Here is a 24,066-nt window from a genome sequence, read left to right as displayed (position 1 = left end):
AGTCGGGCTTCCGACTTTTTGTGAGATACTCCTCTAGAATTATGATAAAATAGAAGTAATTGTGAGTTCGCAATACTAAACACAGAAAGAGATTTCAAAATGGAAACTTACTACAAAGCCATTAACTGGAATGCCATCGAAGATGTCATCGACAAATCAACTTGGGAAAAGCTGACCGAGCAATTCTGGCTCGATACACGTATTCCCTTGTCAAATGACTTGGATGACTGGAGAAAGCTATCAAGTGTAGAAAAAGACTTGGTTGGAAAAGTCTTTGGTGGTTTAACCCTTCTCGACACTATGCAATCTGAAACTGGGGTTCAAGCTCTTCGCGCAGACATTCGTACACCACATGAGGAAGCTGTTTTCAATAATATCCAATTTATGGAATCTGTCCACGCAAAATCTTACTCTTCTATCTTCTCTACCTTGAATACCAAGGCTGAGATTGAAGAAATTTTCGAATGGACCAATACCAATCCTTACCTACAAAAGAAGGCTGAGATCGTCAACGAAATCTACCTAAACGGTAGCCCACTTGAAAAGAAAGTTGCCAGCGTCTTCCTTGAAACTTTCCTCTTCTACTCTGGTTTCTTCACTCCCCTCTACTATCTTGGTAACAACAAACTAGCCAACGTCGCTGAAATTATTAAATTGATCATTCGTGATGAATCTGTTCACGGAACCTACATCGGATATAAATTCCAACTCGGTTTCAATGAATTGCCTGAAGAAGAGCAAGAAAAACTCAAGGATTGGATGTACGACCTGCTCTACACTCTTTACGAGAATGAAGAAGGCTATACAGAGAGCCTCTATGACGGTGTTGGTTGGACGGAAGAAGTTAAAACCTTCCTTCGCTACAATGCCAACAAGGCACTCATGAACCTAGGGCAAGATCCACTCTTCCCAGATTCAGCTGATGATGTCAACCCAATCGTTATGAACGGTATTTCAACAGGAACTTCCAACCACGACTTCTTCTCTCAAGTCGGAAATGGTTACCTCCTTGGCGAAGTTGAAGCCATGCAAGATGATGACTACAACTACGGTTTAGACTAATGTTATCTATTTTATAAGCAATAACAAATATCATGGTTTGTTTAAAACAACCATGATATTTTTGTTTTTGTTTCCTTTTGTTTTTTTCTATTTGATTGATTGAGCGTTTTGTGGTAAGATAATAATAGTAGAAATCGAGGTGAAAAGGATGCTGAAACAAGAAAAATTAGATAGTATTCTAGAAACAGTGAACACCAAAGGAACTATCACTGTAAAAGAAATTATGACTCGCTTGGATGTATCAGATATGACTGCTAGACGCTACTTGCAAGAGTTAGCAGAAAAGGATCTACTTGTTCGGGTTCACGGTGGAGCTGAGAAAATTCGCACAGGTTCTATTTTAAATAATGAACGTTCCAATATCGAAAAACAAAGCTTACAAATCGCAGAAAAACAAGAAATTAGCCGTTTTGCAGGCCATTTAATTGATGAGGGTGAAACTATTTTTATCGGACCTGGTACGACCTTAGAATCTTTTGCCCGTGAACTTCCAATTGATAATATTCGTGTTGTAACAAACAGTTTACCAGTCTTTCTCATCCTAAACGAACGAAAACTAACAGATTTGATTTTAATTGGTGGAAACTATCGCTCTATCACTGGGGCCTTTGTGGGAACACTAACCTTGCAAAACCTAGCCAATCTCCAATTTTCTAAAGCTTTCGTGAGCTGTAATGGTATCAAGGACAATGCGATTGCGACCTTTAGTGAAGAGGAAGGTGAATCCCAACGCATCGCCCTCAACAATTCCAATAAAAAATACTTACTAGCTGACAATAGTAAGTTCAATAAATTTGATTTTTATACCTTCTACAATATCTCTGATATTGATACCATCATTTCAGATTCTAAACTGAGCAAAGAAACCTTCGAACAACTTTCAAAACAAACAAAAATTATTCTATCTAAACCATAAAACGATCCCCACCGACTGGTGGGGATTTTTGTAAGTATTAAAAATTTCACTTTTGAAAGACTTGCTTACACGCGTTCTTTCCATGAAGTTGCTGTTGTTTTAAGAACTTTATTGAGTTCGTCAATATTTTCAAAACCAGTTGTGCGTAGCCATTCGCGAGCTGCTGTTTCACCATCTTTGATGTACGCTTCAACTGATCCAGCCCACGTAGCACGGCCACAAAGAACTCCGTTAAAGTTTGCACCTGATTCATGGGCAAATACGAGAGTATCTTGGAAAAGTTTAGCTGATACACCAGCACTCAAGTAGATATATGGCAAGTTAGTTGCTTCATCTTGAGCTTTGAAGAAGGCTGCTGCTTCTTCACGTGTATAAACTACTTCACCTTCAGCGAATCCTTCAACATATTTAATGTTAACAGGAACTTCTACTTTCAAGACATCAATGTTAAAGCGTGGGTCTGAGAAGACTTTCATAGCTCCAATAACTTTGTGTGGTTTTACTTTAGCGTATTCTACAGAACCTGCGTCAGCAATTTTTTCATCGTAAGCAAGGATTTCAAGGAAGAATGGGATATCTTCAGCCACACACTCAGAACCGATGCGTTCGATGTAAGCTTGTTTTTCTTGGTTGAGTTCGTCTGAGCTATCTACATCATAGTAAAGCAAGAATTTAACTGCATCTGCACCTTCTTCTTTAATACGTTTTGCAGACCAAACATCCAAGCAGTCTGGCAAGCGTTTTGTGCTTGTTGTGTCGTAACCTGTTTTTTCATAAGCAAGAAGGAGACCAGCTTTTTCATCAAGAGCTTTAGTTGCTGGAAGTCCATACTCTGGGTCAAGAAGCATAGATGAAGCGTATTTAGTCAATTCATCTGCAACCAAGACTTTCAGTTCTTCCATTTGAGCCACTGTTGGTTCTTCTGTTTGGTGTTGAGCCATGAGGCGTTTCAAAGCACCACGTTGGTCAAATGCAAGAGCTGAGATGATACCATTTTCATCAGAAAGTTTTTCTAAGCGTGCACGTTTTTGTTCTGTTAAAGCCATTTTATACCTCTTTTACTATTAATTGATCATATAGAGCTTGATAGTTAGCCATGTTGACATGACCAGTCATTTTTTCTTGAGCATTGAGCATACCAAGGACATTTGCCTTGATGAGTAATTCGGAATCCGATTCTTTATGAAGAAGACCTGAAGAAATACCTGCCACAGTAGAGTCTCCAGATCCAACAGGATTTACCACCTGAATTCTAGGAATATCTACCTTGTAGAAAGTATCGCCATGTTTGGCAAAAGCACCGTTGGCACCAAGCGAAACGATAATCCATTCAATCCCTGCAAACAAAGGTTCTTGAAGGACTTCTTTTAATTCATCCAAATCCTCAGAAACTTCTCTTCCTAGAAGTTGAGACAATTCCTCATTATTTGGTTTGATGACTGTTGGTTTATGTGGTGATTCAAGAACAGCCTGAAGAGCTGCACCTGAGCAGTCCAAAACTACAGGTTTGCCAGCTTGATTAGCAAGTTCTACCAAGCTCGCATAGTAATCAACTGGAAGGCCAGCTGGCAGACTACCTGAGATAGCTACTACTTCAACTGACTCCAGAAGATTTTTGAAATGTTCCAAAAAGTCTTGACCTTCCGGTTCCAATACAACAGGACCTTTTTCAAGAACTTCTGTTTGGTTGTCTCCGTGAAGAATGGCGATACAGTTACGAGTTTCTCCCTGAATAGAGAAGAAATCGTTCTTAACGTTATCATCGATATTTTCAACCAAAAACTCACCAAGTTTGCCACCAACTAAACCAGTAGCAAGAACAGAATCGCCAAATTCTGAAAGTACTCGAGTAACGTTTAGTCCTTTACCACCAGCAGTTTTGGTTACATCCACCACACGATTGACAGTATCAATCTTCAACTCATCCAAGGGATAGGAAATATCAATGGATGGGTTCATTGTGACTGTTAAAATCATAGGTTACCTCTTAGTCGTGGTACTCTCCACGATCCCATTTTTCTAGGAATTCTGTAAAGAAGTTTGCGTCAGCTTGATGTGCATTGTGACTTTCAACGTGTTCAATTTTCGCAATCAATTTCTTGTTTTCTTCAGATGGTTTGTATTCAGCATGGATGAAAGCTTCAATAATATCACACATGAGCAATTCACCAGTAATCTTACCACCAAAACCGATAACGTTGGCGTTCAATTGTTCTTTAGCATAAAGGGCTGTTGTCATATCACGAACCAAGGCAGAACGAACACCAGGAACTTTATTTACAGCGTTGTTGATACCAACACCAGTACCACAGATACATACCCCAAGATCAGCTTGACCGCTAGTTACAGCTTCCCCTACTTTTTTACCAAAGATTGGGTAGTGAGTACGTGTATGGTCATATGTACCAAAGTCAATGACTTCATATCCTTTTGATTTCAAAAATTCTGAAACCGCCATTTTTTCATCTGTTACGATGTGGTCACATCCAATTGCAATTCTCATTTTTAACTTACCTTTCTTACTGTAATCTAATTAGCACATTTTGTTCAACATGTCGACACGAATTTGGTGACGTCCACCATCGTATTTACCGTTAACAAATCCTTTAGCGATGTTTTTAGCCAATTCATCACCAACAAGTTGTGCACCCATAGTGATCATACGTGAGTTGTTGTGACCACGAGTCATATAAGCTGAACGTTCGTCAGATACTTCTGCAGCAACCATTCCTTTGATTTTAGTTGCGACCATAAATGGACCAGCACCATAAGCATCAATCACGATACCAAGGTTTTGTTCTTCTTTGTTTACTTCTGCAGCAACAGCAAGAGTCACATCAACAAAGTCTTGACCTTCAGCTGTAACATCCACAACGTGGAAATTTTCTTTTTCCAAGAAGTCTTTCACAACTTCTTTCAATCTCAAACCTGCAGCATCTGCACCGATAACAATAGACATATTGTATACTCCTTTTTATTTTTCTAGGCTAGTAAAACCTTTTATAGTTAGCAGTTTACCTACAAAAGCTTTCTAGCAGTTTATTGACAAATTGGATTGAATGAGATGAATGACACCTTATTCAAGTTTAGGAAACCAGTTTCCTAGAAATAATCCTTCTCCACGAAAGAGAATATAACAATTGATTATTTGTTTGTTACAAACATCATTTGTTGCTTACAAACATAATATACTCCTATTTCCTGGAAAAGTCAACAGTTAATGTTCGTTTTTGTGTTTTATTTTTTAATCTAAAAAATTTCGATGTCAAAACCAATTTGATCTACTTGACCAGGTTCTAGGAGACGAACATTCTTCTTATCTTCTAGATGATCTCCTTCTTCAAGGGATGTTGACAATCCAGACCATGGTTCAAAAGCAATGAAAGGACCTTTATTAAAAGTTGACCAGATAATGAGGTTTGGAAACTCTTCAAAGTGCACTTTCAATCCCTTATCATGTTTACGAGAACGAAGGGCAATTGTTCTAGATTGCAATTCATCTAAGGTGACTGCATCTGTACTGAAAAGATCATAGCTGAGGTCTAATTCTTTTTGACCTTCTAGCCATGGACTTCTATCTTGGAAATCAAGCATCCCCGTTTCTGGGAAAGAACGTGGAACAGAGCAAGTCTCTTCTTTCTCAAACTCTAAATAGTAATCTTCATAGACTTCATCATCCAGTAGAGGACAATTAAAGCCTGGATGTCCACCGATAAAGTAAGGCATGACCTTGCTAGTTTCTTTATTGAAAATTTTGTATTGAGTCCGTACCGTCTTTCCTGTAAGGATATAAGTGATTTCTAGGCGGAAATGATAAGGATAGTTTTGATAGCTATTCTCATCGTCTTCAATTGCAAAAGTTACACTATTATCTGTCTGTTCAACTAATTCAAATTCTTTCTTGCGAACCAAACCATGACGAGGAATCTTTCCTTGACTTTCTTCTCCCTTTTTATCTATATAGAGGGCTGTATCCTCTCTCAAAGAACCACAAATGGGAAAGAGAACGGGAGCTTGTCCACTCCAATAAGTAGCATCCCCTTGCCACAAATACTCCAGTCCCTCAGCATCTTTTATAGAAGAAAGAGTCCCACCAAAACTGTTAAATTGAACTCTTAATTGTTCTGATTTTAATTCAATTACCATTATTTTCTCCGATTTCTTGATAGTTTATAAAAAACTAGGCTGTCACTCCTAATGGTATGACAACCTAGTTTCAACAATTTACATTTTATAGGAGCGCATTATTTTGCTTTTGCTGCGTACTCTTCGTTACGTTTGATCATTTGTTTTCTGTACCATGCAAAGATACCGATATAGAATACAAGGAAGACTACAGCACCAAGGATTGCTTTGATATCACCTGTTGTAGTGTTACCAATTGTCCAACCAAGAAGTTTTTCGATTGGTCCTTCAAGAGTTGAGTGAGTAATCAATTGAGTTTGGCTCACACCTTCTGGGAAGGCACCTACACCTTTAGCAAGTTCTGTTGCAAATGGAGCGATAAGTGTACCTGAAAGAAGGAAGAGTGGCAACAAGAGTGTTCCGAAGATAATCATACGGAGCAATTTACCACGTGTTACAACCAAGAGAGCTGGAGTAACACCCATAGCGATGATACCTGCAAGTGGCAAGATACCATTTCCGACGTTTGAAAGAAGCACAGCTTCAACCAACATGATCGGTGCAAGTACGTTTGCACAAGCCCAAACTTCAGCACGACCAGCGATGAAAGGCCAGTCAAGACCGATGTTGAATTTACGTCCTTGAAGACGTTTAGTAGCAACGTTTGTAATACCTTGTGAAAGTGGTTCTACGGCTGCGATGAACCATGAACCGATCAGTGAGAAGAGTTCCAAAGATACACCGGCAGTCAAACCAAGGCTCAACCAACCTTTAATAACAAGTTCCCATGAAGATGCATCTTCTACTCCAGCAACTGGATGTGGAGTTCCCATCAAACCAATAACGATACCAAGAATGAAACCGATGAAGAATTTAGATCCCCAGAAACCGATTTTCTTGTTCAATTTAGCAGCATCAAAGTCATATTTATCAAGACCTGGCAAAACTTTATCAAAAATCTTATCCAAGACCATGATAACTGGGTTCATCATGTAGTTCATGTGAGTTGAAGTCATTGGTGATGAACTTGGTGCATTAAGAAGGTCGTCGAATGTTGGTTTCATCAAATCAGAGTTGATGATCTTCAAAATACCTACAAGTACAACTGCTGCTGTCGCGATGAAGAGTGAAACCCCTTGGCTTACACCATTGTTGTCTGCATACCATTTGATCAAAAGACCAGTGATTGACAAGTGCCAGATATCGAAGATATCGACATCAAGTGTGTCTGTTTTCTTCATTGCAAGCATCACAACGTTGACAATCAACATTACAAGCAAGAAGTAAAGTGTCCAAGCAGATCCCCAAGTGATGGTAGCAAGTGGTGCCCAACCAACGTCAGTGATGTTCAATTGAATACCAGTGTTTTCAACGAATTTCGCAAGTGATGCTGAGAAAGCTCCGTTGAGCATACCGATGATAGCACCGATACCAGTAAGGGCGATGGCGAGCTTGATACCACCTTCAAGCGCTTTGGAGAATTTCACTCCAAAAAGTAGGGCCAACACTGTCAAAATGATCAGCATGATGATAGGGCCACCCATAGCCAAGATAGGTTTAAAGATATCGTTGGCCAGATTGATAATGACATCCATAATAGTTCCTCCCTTTTTATAGTTATATGAATGTTAACAAATTAAAATTAGCTTAATCCGTGTTCTTTGATAGCTGCTTCAATATTGTCAAATACTGGAGCACTCATAGCTGGGATACGGAATAAGATTGGTCCAGCTTCGATAACTGGAATACCTGGGTCAAAACCAAGGTCTGTAGCAGCAATTGGTGTGAAGATGTCATAACCTTTGATAAGGTCTTCATTAACGTCTTTGACCATTACCGCATCACAGTGAACATCGAAACCGCGGTTTGAAAGTTCTTCTTCAAGAGCACTTTTAATTTGGTGGCTTGAGTTAACACCTGCACCGCAGGCAGCAAGAATTTTAATCATATGGATTTCCTCCGATTTAATATTTTTAATAGACAAGATTAAGCAATTGCTTCAGCAATATAAGCATAGATAGCTTCTGGTTCAGAAATTTTAGCCAAATCTTCCAAATGACCATTTCCTGTAAAGAAGTCCATCAACTGAGCAAGAATGTTCGTTTGACTTGAACTTGAGTTATTAATGATAAAGAAGAGCAAGGATACTTCTACTTCCTTATCTGGCGCAATCATATTGTGGAAAGTCACTGGTTTTTCTAATCGAACGACCACAACTTTTTCGGCTAGATTATGAACAATATCCGTGTGAGGAATAGCCACATTCGGCAAATCCTTACCCAAAAATTCCATATCTAGGCCAGTTGGAAATGACTTTTCACGCGTGATCAAGGCTTCACGATAGGTTGGAGTCACGATTTCTCGTTCTTCCAATAAAGTTGCAACCTGATCAAAGAGATGTTCTTGATTATCCGCTTCTAAGCAAAACACAAGGTTTTTGTCAAAGAAATGATCTAATCCCATAAGGTTTTCCCTTCTTTCCATTAACTTTATGCTATAAGTATAACACTATATGAAATCGTTGTCAATATTTTTTGTTGTTTTTTGTTCATTTTCTTTTTTTTTTATATTTAACAACCATATTTCAAACAGTTATTAAAAATATCAAACTAAAGTGAAATAAAAAACATCCGACTATTTTAGTCAGATGTTGGAATTTTTAATTTTCGTTTTTAAGAATTTCTTCTAATTTATGATAGTCTTGGACACTATCGATCTCATAGATGCTATTGCCTTCTAATTCTTCAACATAGACATCTAGCTCTTTGATATTATCCTTAACCATATTGTCCCAATAGAGATCAACAAATTCACCACTTGCATAGGCCTTGTCAATAAAGTTAACAATTTTTTCTGCTGTTGGAGCATCCCAGAAGGATACACCACTAAGGATACGACCTGCCTTGCTATCAACAATAATGTCTTGAACCTTGTAGTCATCTCCATAGACCAAGAACCATTCGTTGGTACAATCTTCACGATAAACACTAAAATAAGTCGAACGTGTCAAGTCATTACGGAACATATTTTTAAAGAGATAGTTATCTGCATCAATAACATAGCTGTTGGCCAATTCTTCTTTTACAAGATAGAGAGAGTAAAAGTTATTGTAATCAGCGTATTTATCATTGAAAACGAGGCGAACACCATATTTTTCTTTTAAGTAATCGAATTGTTCTTTAAGATAACCAACGATGATGATGATGTCATTGATTCCTTTTTCTTTGAGAAACTCAATTTGGTATTCAATCAAGGGTTTTTGATTAACCTGAACCAAGGCTTTAGGGGTATTTTCAGTCATAGGACGCAAGCGAGTTCCCAATCCCGCTGCTAAGATGATGGCTTTCACACGAATCTCCTTTATTCTTTAATAATAATATAAACTCCAGCAATGACGACAAGTGACGTAATAATGGTCAGCATATCTAGCGGTGCACCTAAGAAAACAACTGCAAACAAGACTGTCCATACTACATAGCTCACATTCAAGCCTGTAGCCTTGGCTGGTTGCAAGCGATTGATAGCGATATAATAAGCCAAATAGGAAATCATATCAAAGGCTGCAAAGACAATCATAAGACCTAACAATTGTCCATTGGCCACTTCTGCAAATGACTGATGAGAGAAGAGCACAATCACAAGATAGGACAAGAATGAAGTCACTTGGCGGATTAAGAGGGCTTCGATTTCACTTAATTCACTTTCCATAGCAAAAGAGCTTAGAACACTCTCACTTCCCCATGCAATGGCACAAACCAAAGCACAGAGAATCCCAATGTAGAAGGAATTGACCTGTTCAACCTTATAGGTCTGAGCAATTATCCCTCCAATAATCAAGACAATCCCAAACACAGTATTTTTCGAAATCTTGTGCTTCAAAAAGAAGAAAGCCAATAAAACTGAAATCGCAGGATAAATAGCCGATACTGATGAAGCCAAGGAACTTCCGATATACTTAACCGCATAAAGATTGGCCTGCATACCGATAGGGCCTGCTAGCAAGGCTCCGATGATCACACTAACATTGCGAATATTTAAGAAAATTGAGAGGCGAACTTTTCCTTCTTTTACCAAGAGAAAAGCTAGTAGGATAAAGATACTCAAGAAATCGTGAGCAGCAGCCACTACAAAGGGCGACAAATCTGTAAAAATCGAAAAGATATAAGCACTAATCGTTAGACCTAAACCCCAGAAAATACCTGAGAGTAGACCAAAAGAAACTCCATTTTTATTTTTCATCTGAACCTCCATAATATGACAAACCTTTAACAGCTCTTTGGTAACGATTCACACCATAGTCACCAAAATCTGCGCCTTGCTCTTCCTTATAGACAGTCCATAGACTCCAAATAGCATCTTGCAAAATTTTATAGATGGCAATCTTTTCACGAGAGACAGGTGTTTGCTCACTCTCATAGTGAGATAAGAAAGCTTCTTCCTCTTGGGGAGTGAATTCGGACTCTAAAAAGAGGGCTGCCAAATCCCACATTGGATCATTCATTGATGAATATTCCCAGTCAATCAGATAAAGTCGTCCTTGAGGTGATTCGATAAAGTTTTCAGGCACCAAATCGATATGACAAGATTTTCTGTCAACACCTAAGTCAGCCAGTCTTTTCTCTAAGGAAAAGACTTCTTCTCGAACTGCTTCATAGTTAGCATAAGGGATTTTTTCTTCAATCAAGGATTCGTATTTTTTGATTTCTTCAAAAGGAGCAAATTCTCCTCTTAATTCCTTACCAGAAGCATGAATGGTTTGTAAAATTGGAGCAATTTTATCAAACTTGGTCTTGATTGACGTTGAATCAAGCGTAATCGCAGATTCGATATACTCATTTACTTTGATACCAGCTTCAATATCAAAAAGATAATTTTTTACATCTAAGTCTAAATCCTTTAGTAGTTCAAGATTGTACTTTTCATCTTGACGATTGATCAGCTTTTCTGTCCCTTTACCAAAGAACTTAACGATGTATTGCTTATTTGTTGTTTTGACCAAATAGTTTTGATTGGTCATTCCCCCCAGTTGTTCAACACTGAGGACTTCCTCTTCTTCACTAAGTAGGGAAGAAATTTTCTCTTTAATGATTTTCTCCACAATTAACCTCCAGCACCTATACTTCCCACTTAAACACGGTTTTAAAGGCTGTGTTTAAATCGGTTGCAAAGACACGGTGAATATCTTTAATTTCTCTTACAGGTTCTTCTAGATAAAGGATATTTTTAAGACGATTGGCAAATTTCTTGACTTCCATCATTTGGATTGCATTTTCAAAATCGATGCGACCAGAACGAGAAGATCCAACTAAGAGCAAGCCTTTTTCTAAGGCATCGCGTGTATTGAGATTGACTTTATACTCGCTAACTCCCATCATGAGAATCGTTCCCTGAGGACGAATATAGCGAATCAAGTCATTAATGGCTGGTCCAGTACCATCACCACCACAACACTCAAAAGCGTGGTCAAAGGCCAAATCTTCAGGAATATTGTCAGTAATATAGCATTCTTTGGCAAATGAGAAAAGTTCCAATTTTTCCCAATGACGACCAATAACCACAATCTCTGCTTCTGGCAAAGTATAGTTGATAATATTGGCAACCACAAATGCTAAACTTCCATCTCCGATAACGGCGATTCGGTCCCGCTTGCTATGAGCAAGGGTCAATAGACGATTCATAGCGTGCATACCGACACTTACAAACTCTGTAATGGCTGCAACCGTATCTTCGATAGCATCATAAGCCACCACACGATCTTTAGGAAGAGAAACAAATTCTCTCATAAAGCCATCAAAGCCACTAGACAAGAAATGGGTCCCTGTCATGTAGTTCTCATAGAATTCTTTATCACTCTGCATAGGAGGCTGATTCGGAATCATGACAACTTTTTGACCAACCTCGTAGGTTCCTGTCGGGTCAGAAATGACGGTTCCACATGACTCGTGAATCATTGCCATTGGAAGCTTTTTATTCAAAATCTTGGGATCACGTTTTCCCTGGTAGTAACGCTGATCCGCATGACAGACAGCCATGTAGTTAGGGCGGATGAGGATATGATTCTCTTGGTCAATGGCCTCTTCCTGGTATTTGACATTGATAAACTTAGGCTTTGTTAATTGGTAAATTTGATTAATCATTTTATTACTCTTCCTCAATCATGCTTTTTGCAATCTTCAGATCTGTTACTGTAGTAATTTTCAGATTTGAATATTCACCTTTAGCCAAGGCCACATCTTTTCCTTTGATCACAAAGATTTTACATGCATCTGTTAAGATTTCTTTCTCTTCGGCAGAGAGAGAACCGTAAAGGTCCATGAAGTCCTTACAACGGAATGTTTGAGGTGTTTGTCCTTGATAGAGGTGAGCACGATTTGGAATATCTGTAATAAATTGACCATTAGTACTTTCAACGATAGTATCAACCGCTTCTACCACTGTGTCCACTGCGTCATGATTTTGAGCAAGTTTGATATTGTCTTGAATCATGCGAAGCGTAATGAATGGACGAACAGAATCGTGTGTAACAACGATATCCTCTGAAGTAAGCGGACGATAAGCATCGATAGCTTCAATGATTTTCTCAATACTCGTATTGCGGTCAGCACCACCTTTTGTAATGATGATACGTTCCTTATGAAGGGGCAGATATTTATCTACAAGATCCTCTGCATGGGAAACCCAGTCTCCATGAACCCCAACCACAATTTTTTCAATGCTTGGTTCCAAGACAAATTTTTCAATTGTATGAACCAATATAGGTCGATCACCTAGCTCTAAAAATTGTTTTGGCAAGTTACTGATTCCCATACGTGTGCCAGTTCCACCGGCAAGAATTCCTGCATAAATCATCTTTTTTCTCCTTTGTCTTACTAAAAAACTTATTCTCTCTATTATACCACAATCTAGTCCTATCTTGAAAGAAATACCAGACCTCCCGTTCTAGAATAGGAGGATTAATCAGTTCCATTATTCAAAGAAACTAGTTCATTTCTAGTAGTGACTAGGAATTCTGTAATCATTACTAATAAATGGCTGTGAAATTTTAGAGTTCTTCAGAATAATATAGTTTTCTTAAAGAAAGCTTAAATTTATATTTTCTTAATACAAGAAAAAGCTAGGAAATGATAAATTGTCCGATAGAGACACACTTCCTAACTTCTTATTTTTTAGTAAAACTCACCAGTCTTAGTATTCCTTATCTTGATTTTCAGTTCCTTTAACTGCTTTTTTAAATTCAGATAGCATTTTTCCAATTGATTCGCCTAGTTCAGGCAATCGGTTCTGAACGCTCATAAGACATACGAATCAATGGATAAGCCTTCTTAGCTTCTTCCAACTTTCCCTCTTTCAAAAGTTTGACAAAGCCTTCCGTATCTGTCAAGAGTTTATCAATTTGCTCTTACACAAAAGTCTTATAGTCAGCAGTGGCCTTATCAAGCATTTTTTGCTTGTCTTCAGACAAAGCTGTCACCTTAGACGAAGCGGTTGTATCTGCTGATTTTTCAAAACGGACTGCACATGCTGTCAATAGCAAGGCTGAAGATAAAAGGACAAAACCTAGTTTTTTCATTGTTTACTCCTATTGGTTCAGGAAAACTGAATTAATTTTACGTTTCATTATATCATGTCTTCACTCATTTTTCAATGAATTGTCAGAAAATTTAATGTTTGAAAATTCGAAGTAGAAAATAATGTTTTTAATGTAACCCAATAGACCAATAAATATTCGCGACACTATCATGAAGTAACAAAAAACTGACCAGCCATCTAACTTAAACTCTATACTATCTGTGGTTGAAACACAGAAAAACTCTCCTACTAGGAGAGTTTTTCTTGATAATTCTTACAAAACAAAAAACAAACAAATTCTCATGCTTCCCAGCAGGCAAGAATTTGCTCGCTTTTTTGGTGCCCTCGGAGACAGACAAAGACACACAAGCAATTCCTTATAGGTAAGGTAGAACCTTATTCGAACGAAAGAAGCTGAGGCTCGTGAGAAACACGGTTGGGTTATGTCTCAATTCCTTATAGGTAAGGTATAACACATTGACATGATTGTAAAACCAATTTACAATTTCAAAGCTCATTTGTCTCAATTCCTTATAGGTAAGGTAGAACTTGTTCGCTAAAGAGTTCCAATTCATTATGGTTGAGTATGGTTAGTCTCAATTCCTTATAGGTAAGGTATAACGGGAGCGTTTATGGAATTATCTAATAAAGCCTATCCGAAAGAATATAGTCTCAATTCCTTATAGGTAAGGTATAACAACAGCATTTTCGCTGTTTCTAGATTGATTGTATCAAAAAATAGGGCTTTGTTCAAGATTTCGAAACCTTAGCCACGCGCTTGCGATGAACATCGTATGTCCAGATAATATACATTTATTTTCGCTTTTTGAAATAGATGAAAGCAACTGTTAAAAGAGGAATAAACAAAGTAAGCCAAGATGAATACGTCAGGCACAGATTGCAAATCGTCAGACAGTGTTCTTGCAGTTCTTTGATATTCGGAATGATTGCTAATGCAATACTTAAAACTGTGAGTACTAATACTCTGTCATTCAACTTATTGCTTGCTTCCGTCTGGCTGATATCATGTAGTTCACTGATTTGACTATCTAGAAGATTGATATGCTTCTCGATATAGAGAGAGGTTTGCAACAATTCGTAGATTTCAATCGCCTGCTCCTGCGGGCACAGCTCTGGAAGTAAAAATTGATTTTTAAAGGTCGTGTAAGCCTTCTGCAGCTTCAGTTTATCAGAAACTCTGGCATTGACCCTATCCCCCGCATCCTTAGAATACTTCAGAATACCAATCCTCTGGCTGAGCGTAATCAAAGCCAAGTCCAGATATTCCGACAAAAAGTAGCCTTTGAGGAAAAACTTTGGAAAATCAGAACCACTCATAAAAATCATGGAATGCTGGCTGGCCATATAAAGACTTCCCTCAGCTGACCACCTCGTATAGAGAAGCTTTTCCAGCTCTGCTTTTAGCATATCTCGACTCAGACATGTTGAATCTCCCTTATCAACGTATAAAATACTAAAAAGAAGCTTCATCTCTTTTAAACTTTGCTCAGAATCATCAAAATTCGCCCAATTCGTCGTTTTATAAATCAAGTCCTCTACTTCAGGAACCATCATGTAGCTCACCACATACATCCGGTCATCAATGATGATTTCCAGATGAGGCTTAGACTCAAACTGCGAAATATCCTCTGGAAATATCGCTTCCTCAGGCAAGCCAAAGAAATCCTGCAAAATTTCTTTCGGAGCCGACATGATCCCATAGGAGGAAATTAAGTCGGACGGCTGTGGAGGCTCGTTAATTTTGTCACTCTTAATCAGCTCAATATTATTTGGTGAGACTAAATCACGCAGCAATGTAGTCAAAAAAGGAGCATAGAGATGACGACCATACTGGTTGATGTTTTTAATATCTTCCAATTTATCTCTGCAACGATTTTCCATTGAAAAAATCAGGAAACCTGCTTCTAAATTTGGAAAATAACGAAGCATGATATAGTCAAGCGTCAGGTCATAAAACTCCAGTTTGTCGATGTGATTATAATAAGAAATCCGATAGACATCACCTTTTTCTAAGCCAGTATAAGCATAGTTTGTGACCAGCTCAGGATTGCGGAAAATCAGCTCCTCTGCTTTTTTATTAAAATATCGACGATAAGCGTACTTTAAACGCTCGCTTTTTTCACCAGCTTCTACATTCAGATAGGGAAGGTCATTGGCATCTTGGCTGAGTTTCTTCCAATTGGAAGACTTCGGAAAAGACTCCAGCCCCTTGGCCGCAAAGGGTAAAACAAAGATATGGTGACTAAATACAGATTGACTCTCAGACATAAACAACCTCCGAGTAAGATATCTCCTCATGAAAACACTCCCAATATACCACAAAAAACTTGCTTCCGCAAGTTTTTTTCAGTTGGATAAAACAATTCCTTATAGGTAAGGTAGAACCAAAAGTGTGCGGTGTGTTCGAGTGTGGTGAACTCGAAAAAGTCTCAATTCCTTATAGGTAAGGTATAACTATTGGGCTTTATGAAGTTGGAAAAGTTTTTTATGGATCGTCTCAATTCCTTATAGGTAAGGTAGAACATATTGAAGGATATCAAGTGGTATCGAACTATTCATGGATGCCAGACTATAAGTCTCAATTCCTTATAGGTAAGGTAGAACTTGGGGGCAAGCTTGTCACGATGAGCTATCATCAAAAATGTCTCAATTCCTTATAGGTAAGGTAGAACAGTTCGCCGCAGAGAAAAGAGATTTTATTCTATTTACGATACAAAGTCTCAATTCCTTATAGGTAAGGTAGAACCAGCTGAAACTCTTGGTTTGATGTCAACACCAGAAATCAAGTCTCAATTCCTTATAGGTAAGGTAGAACCCTGGTTCAATCGTATGATGCAGGTATTGTGGCTAAAGCAGAGTTTATGGCGTCTCAATTCCTTATAGGTAAGGTAGAACTGACAATGCTATATCAATTGGTGGAACCTTTTGGGATAATCGAGAAGGTCTCAATTCCTTATAGGTAAGGTAGAACATTTTCGAAACGCCAAAAAGCTCCGCAAATAGCGTAGAGCGCTGAGGCTAGTCTCAATTCCTTATAGGTAAGGTAGAGCAGGAACAGAATATACGGCTGAAAAAGACCTTACATTGTCTTATGACGTTATGTCTCAATTCCTTATAGGTAAGGTAGAACGAAATGCTAAATTATGCAGACAAGGAAGTAATTCCATCACTTCAAAAAGTCTCAATTCCTTATAGGTAAGGTAGAACGACAGTAATATCGCTGTTTTTATATTGATTTTATCAAAAAGCAAGCCTTTTTTCAAGATTTCGATGAAAAAAGTCGGTCGATCTTTTTGTACCCATCGCTCTTGCCAACTAAGATTGAACTCCTATCCCTGTACGATAGCTGACTTCACTTGTTTCTATGCTCTTTATAAATGCGTTCTTATATTCAGACTCCTTAATATGAACAAGCTCCTATATACCTTTTCGAGCTATCTGAGTTGCTCGAATCCCTCAGATACGATTTGTAAATCCCCTTGTCGATTGAGCTCTGCTACTCTAACTGTCCGAAACCAACATTCGTTTTGGCGCCAATGCCTACATCAGTCAAGATGCTTTTAAATAACTCTATTTTTTGTTTAACCGTAATTTGAACTCCATCTGAAAGCTGACACTCATTCAGATAAAAGCCAAATTCAAAAGAGATTCCAGGCTTAACTTTCAGACAGTTGATTGGAATAGGATTCTTGATAATGTCACTATGAGGCGTAATGAATTCCAAAGCTAAACACTGTTGCTTTGTTTTATTTTTAGAAGTTGGATAAGCATCTAAAAAGACATCATTATCTTCAAAAATATCATCTTTCAAATCATAGATTTCTTCATCCGAGAGTTCTGGTTCGAGAAGTGACTGAATATACTCCATCTTTTGTTGATTAATATCATCTTTGGCATCTTCTTTCCTAGGAAAGACGCTTTTCAGTACTCCTTTGACAGAGGATCCAGGTATATAGGGCAGTCCCGTTACATAATCAAAAGAAAAGCCAGAATAAATAGAACCCTTTGATTTCAAATCATGGGGATTGCCAGTTCCTATCATGAGGCCAGGATAAATAGTTTCCAAAGAAAAGGTTTGAACACTTGCTACACCTTTTGAAGCATTTTTTAAATGCTCCAAAGGCGATAGAGAAAGGTCAAATTTAAAATCCTGCAAAGCCTTATTTCTCTCACGAAATTGCTCTTCACTAGATGGTGATCCACCCAGTTCATAAACTAAACCTGATGCTCCTTTCCTCTCCTCTAATCCTTCAAAATATTCATGATAGTAGATATAAGACATGTTTTTTGAACTAAACATCATCCTTACCCTCCATTTTTCTCGTCTTCCTTGATTTTTTCATCTTTTGACTCAATTTCAAACAAGTTTAAGCCTAGTTTAATCGCAATTGCTGCATGCAATACATCTTCTTTGATAGCGAAACTCTCATTATCATTTTTGAACGATGTCACATACTCAAACAAGGTGGTGGCCGTAATAGCTGTGTTTTCTTTTTTCAAAACTTCCAAAATCATAACAGGTAACTTGGTACGATCTTCTTTGGCATTTTTGGATTTAGCCGAATAGTAGGCAACTGCGGCTGGGAGACTTCCCATTGTAATAGCAGCTCCAAAAGAAGCGATATAGCCTCTAAACTCATTTGGAATTGGCTCCGTAAGCTCCTTTTCAATAACCTCAACAGCAATAGGAAGCAACTGATTAATTCTGTTCTTATCCATTGTTTGCTCCTTCTTCATTTCCTGAAATCACTTTAATAACCTTGCAAAGTCCATAACCTACGGAAGCATTTGCACCAAACTGGATAATTTTCTCTCTCACCGAATCTGTAAAAGCCTCTAAAAGGTTTTCTGACTCACTAGTTGAAGCCACCACTGCAAAATAGAAAATCGACTTGTGGGGTACTACTTCCTCATACCACAAATTAGTTTGTTCTCCAACACTATTCCGAGCAATTACTGGTAAACCATATTTTTCAAAGCAAGAATTATCTTGGTCCAGAGTTATCTTCTCATCGACACCCTTTATATCTTCTATTGAAACAGATTCTAACTGAAAATTTTCAATCATTTGGTTAAAATCTTCACAGGCTGTTTTCGGAGCATGGATTGAATAGGGTTTATCCCCACCACTTACCGAACGAATTGGCAGGGCTAGTAGATTCGCGCTAAGAAATTTTAATGCTCCTGAAGTAGTAACCTTACTATTTTCCGAACCGAATATTTCATCAATGTTCGATAAGTCGTTTTCTTCAAAGAAGGCCCTCAGAGCACCTTTAACGCCTGAGGAGTTAATCGTCGGGAATCCCGTCACAACATCTCGCTCCACTTCGTTATCAATGATGTTAAAATTAACATCTCCATTTCCTACATGCAAATTTGTTAAACATTCAATGACAAAAATTTTTGCTTTCATTTTTTACTCCTTACTCTCCTGTAATTTTATAAATAGTATTATAACCTGCTGGCTCTAAACCAGTTTTTACCGAAATAGCATCATCACCATAAAAGACGCTCCCTGCCTTATAAAGAAGACTAGAGCCTTGTAAATCAAGTCCTCTCAGACGATTTTTACTAAGGTCTGTATGAAGTTGGCGAACTAGTTTTTCCTCTAAAATCGCAAAGCCCTTAACATCATCTAACAGGCACACATCTGATAGGCAGTATTGCCAAGTCTGACCTTGTGGAGTATGCTTCTGAAAATGCTCTGTAATTTCACTTTCTAAATTATCTTCCGACTCTTGAACAGAAACCTTGAAAAGTGTACCTTTCTGTCCCATTGAGACAAGTCCGTCCGTCAACTGAACACCCTTTTCCACCGTAACATAAACCGCAAATTCGTAATCTTTCTGCAGCTGATGTACCTCTCGCTTAAATAGACGATCAGCATCAAAATTTTTGGATAGTTTTTCCAATTCTTCTTGAAAGTGATTTTTTCCCTCTTTATTATACTTTTCTAACAAATCCATAAAATCATTTATAAACTCGGTTAAACTAAGATTGCTATTCTTGTCTAAATTAGAAACTTCCTGTTTCATTTCTTCATTCACAAACGACTTACACAATTCTCGAAGATTTTGCTTCAGCTTCCCCAGATCATTCTGCGTAACACGCCTTACACCAGTCGCTACCTTAGTACTAAACATATCTTCGGCTGCTTCTAAATGACCTGTGTTAATATTGTAATAGCCATCCCCATGCCCTTCTTTAGGATTATATTCCTTAGATTTAGGCAGAGCGATTTCACCAAAACTAGTTGATACTTTAATTTCTTCTTCTAATATCATTGGTGCAAACTGTTCAATCCCCTCTTTCCCCTGCTTGTTATTAAACGGATTTGGTATAACAATTTCCTCACTATTTTTTAGCAGAAAGATGGGAGAGATTTTTTCTAATTTTCCAAAGTCTCGTACACCTCCATTTAGAGAAAAGCTCTTCTCTCCGATTAGAGCTTTCATTATATCCCGTGTATCCTCATCATAATGAAAATCCTGCTTCAGCTCAATCTCATTACTGACTAAGATAAGATAGCGTATCATCCCAAAGACTGTGGACTGTTCAGGAGCGCGATTAGTGCGGATAAAATAAGGAGCGTATTCATCCTCCGAATAGTTATTTTTACCGACAAAACTAAAGCGTCTATCTGAACCAAAAGAATAGTCTCCTAGCGGTCTAAACGTCACAAGATAGTCTGTCATCACTTACCTCCCTGCCAAAACTTTACCAAAAATAAAATAGCCTGCAACTCCTTGGTATAGTATTCTCCTATACTCATATTTCGCTTTGTACAAATTCCATCAACCTTTTCTTTCGTATCTACCATATCTTGATCTTGATATTCTTCCAAATAGTTGTTATAGAAAAATTCAGCTATTTTTTCCAGATAGTCATGATAGGTCAACTGGTTAGGATTGTTAAAGTTATTTAAAAATCTAGTTTTATATTTTTGAAAGTCAAATTCATTCTGTGCGGTTTTTTCAAACAACAACTTAAAAATAATTTCTGTATCCTGTAGATTATAGAGGACCGATTCCAGTGCTTGATCGTTCGTAGTTGCTCGATAGTTTATCAGATTATCAATCATCTCTAACTTCTCGTTTTCTACCATCAATTGAACGGTTTTTCCGCTGTGTTTTACCAACTCTATCCCTAGACGATTACCTCCACTGATTTCACTACCATTCGGACGTTTACCGCAACTTTCTTTAGCCTTATAAAGTTGAACTCTAGCTCTTTCCAGCGCTTCATATAGAGGATATTTGACATACTGAACAGCAACACCAAAAGACAAGCTGACATTGATGCTATCATCTGGCAGTTCTACTTCTTCCAGACCTTTTTTCAATGTTTTTTTGAACATTTCGTCCAATTCACTACATAAGGAGAAAAGAGAATGAACAGGAGCAATAAACAGTAAATCATCCCCACCAGCATAAATAGTCATCCCCCCATATTTTCCGACAAGTTTAGCCGCTTCACCAGCATAGTCTAAACAAGCCTTCGAAAAACTATTTATCCTATCAGACTGTTGGGAGATATCTACATTTTTACATAAAGCTTTCAAAAGAGTTCCGACCTTATCCCCATCCGAATTAACGACTGCGTAGTATTCGCTTCTGGTCGGTGTTACCCCACCATCAGGAATCTCTTCAGAGGAATTTTCCTCTTTCTTTCGAGATAGAGCAATGTCTTCAATTGATTTTAAATCGGAACTATCATCTGGATGTTTTATAACCAACTGACTATTTGGTCTGGTATCTGTAAATAGCTTACTTTCTTTAATATAGATATTCCGATTGCCTTTCTGGCCTGCAAAGAACGAAGCAAATAAGTTCATATCTGTTCTTCCCTTACCTGCTGCCATTAGCTCCAATGCATCCAAAGCATCATTCAGTATTATAGCTATGTTATTTCCAGCTTTTCCACTTTTTCCTATAATTTCGTTTATAGTTTTTTCATTAAGAATAACAAAATCAATTCTCAGATAATTGTTAATAAAATTCTCAATCTGCCCTGAATTAAACTCTCCGAATTTCTCAGCCATTTCTTTCTTCACTGCTGAAATTATACTCTGTAATTCTCCCTCAATTACTGTATTATTATCAACTAAAAACAGAATCCGATCATGGTAACGACCAATACCATCTTCTTGTGGTTTTTGTTTACTATTAGAGTCATAAAACGGTGAAAAAATCTTGACATTTGGAATCTCAACAAGTTTTTCACAGAGTTTCTTTGTCACCGTTGAGAAAAAATAACTGCCAAACCACAAACCTGCCGGAGAGATCGCCTCTCCAATGGTTTTAAAAATCGGACCTATTGTAATACCTACGTATTTCATTTATTCATCTCCTTTGGTGTGGTATTTATCTATTTGTGGACCTTTGATTTTACCTCGATTTTCGTTATAATATTCAACAGCCTCATCTAGAAAATCTTCTAAACAAAAGTCATTTAATGCTGGGGTATCTAATTTTAGTTTCTCTGGCTTTTCTTTTGACTGAATACCATGAATGTGCCCCCTTTTTTTATCAAGTTCATAGGTAAAAACAAATTCTTTTTCCCATATCCTCTCATCAATTTTTTTAGGAATAATATAAATGATCTTATTAATCACCTTAAATGTTAAAGGAGAAGGGAAACGTTCGATAGTTTCATCAGCATGTGAAATTTTAATATTCACATCAACTGCACCACCTTTTTGCCTTCTTTGATCCTTAAAAGCAAAGGAAGAAGATAGACCAAGCAATGCTCTAACGTAACACTCTTTATGGCTATTAATTTTGGGTTCCTGTTTTACTTTGTTTTGATTTGAAGCGTATGGATGATCTATAATTTCTGTTTTTAAAGCAGCTTTTTCATTTTTTATTTCCTTGTCACTCATATATTTAAACAAAAAGCCTTTTATATATTCTTTATGATTAATCCCTCCTTTAATAATCTTATAGAAGTTTTCAATAATCCTAAAAATCTTTTTTATTGCTTCAAACTTAGCTAACTTTTCAACTAGCTTATTACAATCTATCTTATATAATGTTTTTAAGCCAAACTCTTCCATTAAGATTTTTTCAACATTTTCTTGGTCAACCTGATTATTTTGCTCGGGATTCATTTCGTGATCAATTATAGTAAAACTACCATATCCTTTTCCTTGCGCAGCTCCAAAATTTGTCACTATGAAAAAGTTTTTGATATGCTTAACTATCAATTTTTGAAGAATAGGATCAAAACAAGTAATGACTATTCTTGGATTAGTTATGACCATTCTTTTTTGGTCCTTAGCATAATAGAGAGGGATATCAACATCTTCATCTTCTTTGTTTACGTCTATAACCTCTTTCTTTTTTGCTATAAACTTCATCTTATAAGGTAACAGTTCATAGGTTGCAAGTTCCTCAGGTTCCTTCGTCCAAAGATATTTATCAAATTTTGGCTTCACTTCACTAGCTCTAAGAGTAGCTCCTTTAGCATTAACACTAGGCTGGAAATGAATAATTGGTGCATGACATTTTAAGTCAAGCTCTAACTTACAATTCCTAAATTCCATATCCATTTTATCCTCCTATTCTTCAATCACAAACATCCCGAATCCCATTGAATTCTTCTCACCAAGCCCAACTTGATAGAGGAAATCTAACACCTCCGCATCTCCTCTTATCTCAAATTCTCCTCTCCAACCTGTTATGAGAAAGTCTTTGTATTTGGTAACAAACTTATTTTTTAAAGAATAATTTATCGGTTCTATATCAAATCTACCTGTCGGTACTTTATGATAATAAGCTTGATATTTCCTCTCAAAATTCTCCATGATTCTGCTCTTAAATTCTGTATCAAACGGATTGTAATACAATGTTTTTTTGGTGTCAGCATCTGTAGAACGAACCACCAAGGGAGAAATCATCCGAATCTTATAAGAGGTCCCCGTCAATTTCTTCTCTCCAATTTTTACATTTAAAATTTTTACAAGGTTCTGCCCAATCCTCAATGTCTCTAGATTCAACAAAGACTCCACAATAGTCAATAAAATGTTTTTGTCAACTGTACGAATTTCAAATCGCACCTTATCAAGAAATTCTATTCGTTTTCCGTGGATTTTATATTGACCTCTCAATAACGAAAATGTGAACAGTTTAAAATGTTTATCCTCTATCTGATAGCCCGTCTCATGAATTTTTCTAGATAGTTTTTCTTTATTATCTAATAGATTATAAATCATCGATTGAAGGAGATAATTATAATTCACTGGCAAGCTAAACTGATCAATTTTTTTCAGTTCAATCAATAATTGCATCCTTCTTTCCTCCTTAAATGAATATACAACTTCTTATATTATAAATATTACATGATTTTGTAACCGCTGTCAAATCATATTATAA

The 24,066-nt window shown here is 37.3% G+C and carries 23 protein-coding genes, 2 pseudogenes and 2 CRISPR repeat arrays; of the genes and pseudogenes, 2 read left to right on the top strand and 23 right to left on the bottom strand.

Going from position 1 to position 24,066, the window contains the following annotated elements; translation table 11 throughout:
* Positions 1–99: 99 nt before the first annotated feature.
* Positions 100–1,062 (top strand): class 1b ribonucleoside-diphosphate reductase subunit beta, encoded by a 963-nt coding sequence (nrdF, locus tag M594_RS04500; protein WP_020900698.1) that lies wholly within the window; start codon positions 100–102, stop codon positions 1,060–1,062.
* A gap of 148 nt (positions 1,063–1,210) precedes the next feature.
* Positions 1,211–1,978, top strand: coding sequence for a DeoR/GlpR family DNA-binding transcription regulator (locus M594_RS04495; protein WP_173876089.1), 768 nt, complete (start codon positions 1,211–1,213; stop codon positions 1,976–1,978).
* Positions 1,979–2,043: 65 nt separating this feature from the next.
* On the opposite strand, the gene lacD is transcribed toward M594_RS04495, so the two are convergent.
* The 23 genes and pseudogenes from lacD to cas6 form a co-directional block, all read right to left on the bottom strand.
* Positions 2,044–3,024: a tagatose-bisphosphate aldolase gene (gene lacD / locus M594_RS04490; protein ID WP_173876088.1), complete on the bottom strand. Its 981-nt coding sequence runs from the start codon at positions 3,022–3,024 to the stop codon at positions 2,044–2,046.
* A 1-nt stretch (position 3,025) separates the two neighbouring features.
* A complete protein-coding gene (locus tag M594_RS04485) occupies positions 3,026–3,955 on the bottom strand; it encodes a tagatose-6-phosphate kinase (RefSeq protein ID WP_173876087.1) in 930 nt (309 codons plus the stop codon).
* Positions 3,956–3,965: 10 nt separating this feature from the next.
* Positions 3,966–4,481: a galactose-6-phosphate isomerase subunit LacB gene (lacB, locus tag M594_RS04480; protein ID WP_033681832.1), complete on the bottom strand. Its 516-nt coding sequence runs from the start codon at positions 4,479–4,481 to the stop codon at positions 3,966–3,968.
* A gap of 30 nt (positions 4,482–4,511) precedes the next feature.
* Positions 4,512–4,937: a galactose-6-phosphate isomerase subunit LacA gene (lacA, locus tag M594_RS04475; RefSeq protein ID WP_000029277.1), complete on the bottom strand. Its 426-nt coding sequence runs from the start codon at positions 4,935–4,937 to the stop codon at positions 4,512–4,514.
* A 290-nt stretch (positions 4,938–5,227) separates the two neighbouring features.
* Positions 5,228–6,124, bottom strand: coding sequence for an aldose 1-epimerase family protein (locus M594_RS04470; protein ID WP_173876086.1), 897 nt, complete (start codon positions 6,122–6,124; stop codon positions 5,228–5,230).
* A gap of 98 nt (positions 6,125–6,222) precedes the next feature.
* On the bottom strand, positions 6,223–7,698 hold the full coding sequence (locus M594_RS04465) for a PTS galactitol transporter subunit IIC (protein WP_084951436.1): 1,476 nt from the start codon (positions 7,696–7,698) through the stop codon (positions 6,223–6,225).
* Positions 7,699–7,745: 47 nt separating this feature from the next.
* Positions 7,746–8,051 carry a PTS sugar transporter subunit IIB gene (locus M594_RS04460; RefSeq protein WP_000590547.1) on the bottom strand — a complete coding sequence of 102 codons (306 nt, stop codon included), beginning with the start codon at positions 8,049–8,051 and terminating at the stop codon, positions 7,746–7,748.
* Between the two features lie 38 nt (positions 8,052–8,089).
* Entirely contained in the window at positions 8,090–8,566 is a 477-nt protein-coding gene (locus M594_RS04455; protein ID WP_173876085.1) for a PTS sugar transporter subunit IIA, read from the bottom strand.
* Between the two features lie 196 nt (positions 8,567–8,762).
* Positions 8,763–9,452, bottom strand: coding sequence for a sugar phosphate nucleotidyltransferase (locus M594_RS04450; protein ID WP_173876084.1), 690 nt, complete (start codon positions 9,450–9,452; stop codon positions 8,763–8,765).
* Positions 9,453–9,463: 11 nt separating this feature from the next.
* Positions 9,464–10,342 (bottom strand): DMT family transporter, encoded by an 879-nt coding sequence (locus M594_RS04445; RefSeq protein ID WP_004269680.1) that lies wholly within the window; start codon positions 10,340–10,342, stop codon positions 9,464–9,466.
* Positions 10,332–11,201 (bottom strand): choline kinase LicA, encoded by an 870-nt coding sequence (gene licA, locus M594_RS04440; RefSeq protein ID WP_173876083.1) that lies wholly within the window; start codon positions 11,199–11,201, stop codon positions 10,332–10,334. Before licA ends, M594_RS04445 begins: the two co-directional genes overlap by 11 nt.
* A 16-nt stretch (positions 11,202–11,217) precedes the next feature.
* Entirely contained in the window at positions 11,218–12,240 is a 1,023-nt protein-coding gene (locus M594_RS04435) for a ribitol-5-phosphate dehydrogenase (RefSeq protein ID WP_173876082.1), read from the bottom strand.
* 4 nt (positions 12,241–12,244) lie between these two features.
* Positions 12,245–12,952, bottom strand: a complete 708-nt coding sequence (locus M594_RS04430; protein ID WP_173876081.1) for a 2-C-methyl-D-erythritol 4-phosphate cytidylyltransferase — start codon at positions 12,950–12,952, stop codon at positions 12,245–12,247.
* A gap of 336 nt (positions 12,953–13,288) precedes the next feature.
* Positions 13,289–13,381: pseudogene (locus M594_RS04425) on the bottom strand (twin-arginine translocase TatA/TatE family subunit); the annotation flags it as partial.
* Positions 13,374–13,673: pseudogene (locus M594_RS10235) on the bottom strand (EfeM/EfeO family lipoprotein); the annotation flags it as partial. The pseudogenes M594_RS10235 and M594_RS04425, both read right to left, overlap by 8 nt.
* Before the next feature lie 365 nt (positions 13,674–14,038).
* Positions 14,039–14,366: a CRISPR direct-repeat array (repeat unit 25 nt; unit sequence GTCTCAATTCCTTATAGGTAAGGTA).
* Positions 14,367–14,485: 119 nt separating this feature from the next.
* Complete coding sequence (locus M594_RS04415; protein WP_173876079.1) at positions 14,486–15,961, bottom strand: hypothetical protein; 1,476 nt, start codon at positions 15,959–15,961, stop codon at positions 14,486–14,488.
* A gap of 88 nt (positions 15,962–16,049) precedes the next feature.
* Positions 16,050–16,900: a CRISPR direct-repeat array (repeat unit 29 nt; unit sequence GTCTCAATTCCTTATAGGTAAGGTAGAAC).
* 289 nt (positions 16,901–17,189) lie between these two features.
* Complete coding sequence (gene cmr6, locus M594_RS04410) at positions 17,190–17,996, bottom strand: type III-B CRISPR module RAMP protein Cmr6 (protein WP_173876078.1); 807 nt, start codon at positions 17,994–17,996, stop codon at positions 17,190–17,192.
* Positions 17,997–17,998: 2 nt separating this feature from the next.
* Positions 17,999–18,412 carry a type III-B CRISPR module-associated protein Cmr5 gene (locus M594_RS04405; protein WP_254597225.1) on the bottom strand — a complete coding sequence of 138 codons (414 nt, stop codon included), beginning with the start codon at positions 18,410–18,412 and terminating at the stop codon, positions 17,999–18,001.
* The gene (locus tag M594_RS04400; RefSeq protein ID WP_173876076.1) at positions 18,405–19,106 is read right to left on the bottom strand and encodes an RAMP superfamily CRISPR-associated protein; all 702 of its coding nucleotides are present in this window, start codon (positions 19,104–19,106) and stop codon (positions 18,405–18,407) included. The genes M594_RS04405 and M594_RS04400 overlap by 8 nt, the downstream gene beginning before the upstream one ends.
* A 10-nt stretch (positions 19,107–19,116) precedes the next feature.
* On the bottom strand, positions 19,117–20,388 hold the full coding sequence (locus tag M594_RS04395; protein WP_173876075.1) for a hypothetical protein: 1,272 nt from the start codon (positions 20,386–20,388) through the stop codon (positions 19,117–19,119).
* Positions 20,388–22,031, bottom strand: coding sequence for a type III-B CRISPR-associated protein Cas10/Cmr2 (gene cas10, locus M594_RS04390; protein WP_173876074.1), 1,644 nt, complete (start codon positions 22,029–22,031; stop codon positions 20,388–20,390). Before cas10 ends, M594_RS04395 begins: the two co-directional genes overlap by 1 nt.
* On the bottom strand, positions 22,032–23,243 hold the full coding sequence (locus tag M594_RS04385) for a hypothetical protein (RefSeq protein ID WP_173876073.1): 1,212 nt from the start codon (positions 23,241–23,243) through the stop codon (positions 22,032–22,034).
* 9 nt (positions 23,244–23,252) lie between these two features.
* Positions 23,253–23,981: a CRISPR-associated endoribonuclease Cas6 gene (cas6, locus tag M594_RS04380; protein WP_136936826.1), complete on the bottom strand. Its 729-nt coding sequence runs from the start codon at positions 23,979–23,981 to the stop codon at positions 23,253–23,255.
* Positions 23,982–24,066: the final 85 nt, after the last annotated feature.

This window comes from Streptococcus mitis, from assembly GCF_013305725.1.
GTDB classification, from domain to species: Bacteria; Bacillota; Bacilli; order Lactobacillales; family Streptococcaceae; genus Streptococcus; species Streptococcus mitis_BO.
Note: the sequence above shows the minus strand (reverse complement) of the source record. Positions and strands in the feature narration are given on the sequence as shown.

Excerpts from the sequence above, each read along its gene's own strand:
- M594_RS04415 (WP_173876079.1), bottom strand. The coding sequence starts at position 15,961 with ATGTCTGAGAGTCAATCTGTATTTAGTCACCATATCTTTGTTTTACCC.
- lacA (WP_000029277.1), bottom strand. The coding sequence starts at position 4,937 with ATGTCTATTGTTATCGGTGCAGATGCTGCAGGTTTGAGATTGAAAGAA.
- M594_RS04405 (WP_254597225.1), bottom strand. The coding sequence starts at position 18,412 with ATGGATAAGAACAGAATTAATCAGTTGCTTCCTATTGCTGTTGAGGTT.
- nrdF (WP_020900698.1), top strand. The coding sequence starts at position 100 with ATGGAAACTTACTACAAAGCCATTAACTGGAATGCCATCGAAGATGTC.
- M594_RS04395 (WP_173876075.1), bottom strand. The coding sequence starts at position 20,388 with ATGACAGACTATCTTGTGACGTTTAGACCGCTAGGAGACTATTCTTTT.
- M594_RS04465 (WP_084951436.1), bottom strand. The coding sequence starts at position 7,698 with ATGGATGTCATTATCAATCTGGCCAACGATATCTTTAAACCTATCTTG.
- cas6 (WP_136936826.1), bottom strand. The coding sequence starts at position 23,981 with ATGCAATTATTGATTGAACTGAAAAAAATTGATCAGTTTAGCTTGCCA.
- M594_RS04400 (WP_173876076.1), bottom strand. The coding sequence starts at position 19,106 with ATGAAAGCAAAAATTTTTGTCATTGAATGTTTAACAAATTTGCATGTA.
- M594_RS04460 (WP_000590547.1), bottom strand. The coding sequence starts at position 8,051 with ATGATTAAAATTCTTGCTGCCTGCGGTGCAGGTGTTAACTCAAGCCAC.
- cas10 (WP_173876074.1), bottom strand. The coding sequence starts at position 22,031 with ATGAAATACGTAGGTATTACAATAGGTCCGATTTTTAAAACCATTGGA.
- lacD (WP_173876088.1), bottom strand. The coding sequence starts at position 3,024 with ATGGCTTTAACAGAACAAAAACGTGCACGCTTAGAAAAACTTTCTGAT.
- M594_RS04455 (WP_173876085.1), bottom strand. The coding sequence starts at position 8,566 with ATGGGATTAGATCATTTCTTTGACAAAAACCTTGTGTTTTGCTTAGAA.
- M594_RS04445 (WP_004269680.1), bottom strand. The coding sequence starts at position 10,342 with ATGAAAAATAAAAATGGAGTTTCTTTTGGTCTACTCTCAGGTATTTTC.
- M594_RS04430 (WP_173876081.1), bottom strand. The coding sequence starts at position 12,952 with ATGATTTATGCAGGAATTCTTGCCGGTGGAACTGGCACACGTATGGGA.
- lacB (WP_033681832.1), bottom strand. The coding sequence starts at position 4,481 with ATGAGAATTGCAATTGGATGTGACCACATCGTAACAGATGAAAAAATG.
- M594_RS04485 (WP_173876087.1), bottom strand. The coding sequence starts at position 3,955 with ATGATTTTAACAGTCACAATGAACCCATCCATTGATATTTCCTATCCC.
- M594_RS04385 (WP_173876073.1), bottom strand. The coding sequence starts at position 23,243 with ATGGATATGGAATTTAGGAATTGTAAGTTAGAGCTTGACTTAAAATGT.
- M594_RS04495 (WP_173876089.1), top strand. The coding sequence starts at position 1,211 with ATGCTGAAACAAGAAAAATTAGATAGTATTCTAGAAACAGTGAACACC.
- M594_RS04470 (WP_173876086.1), bottom strand. The coding sequence starts at position 6,124 with ATGGTAATTGAATTAAAATCAGAACAATTAAGAGTTCAATTTAACAGT.
- M594_RS04435 (WP_173876082.1), bottom strand. The coding sequence starts at position 12,240 with ATGATTAATCAAATTTACCAATTAACAAAGCCTAAGTTTATCAATGTC.
- cmr6 (WP_173876078.1), bottom strand. The coding sequence starts at position 17,996 with ATGATGTTTAGTTCAAAAAACATGTCTTATATCTACTATCATGAATAT.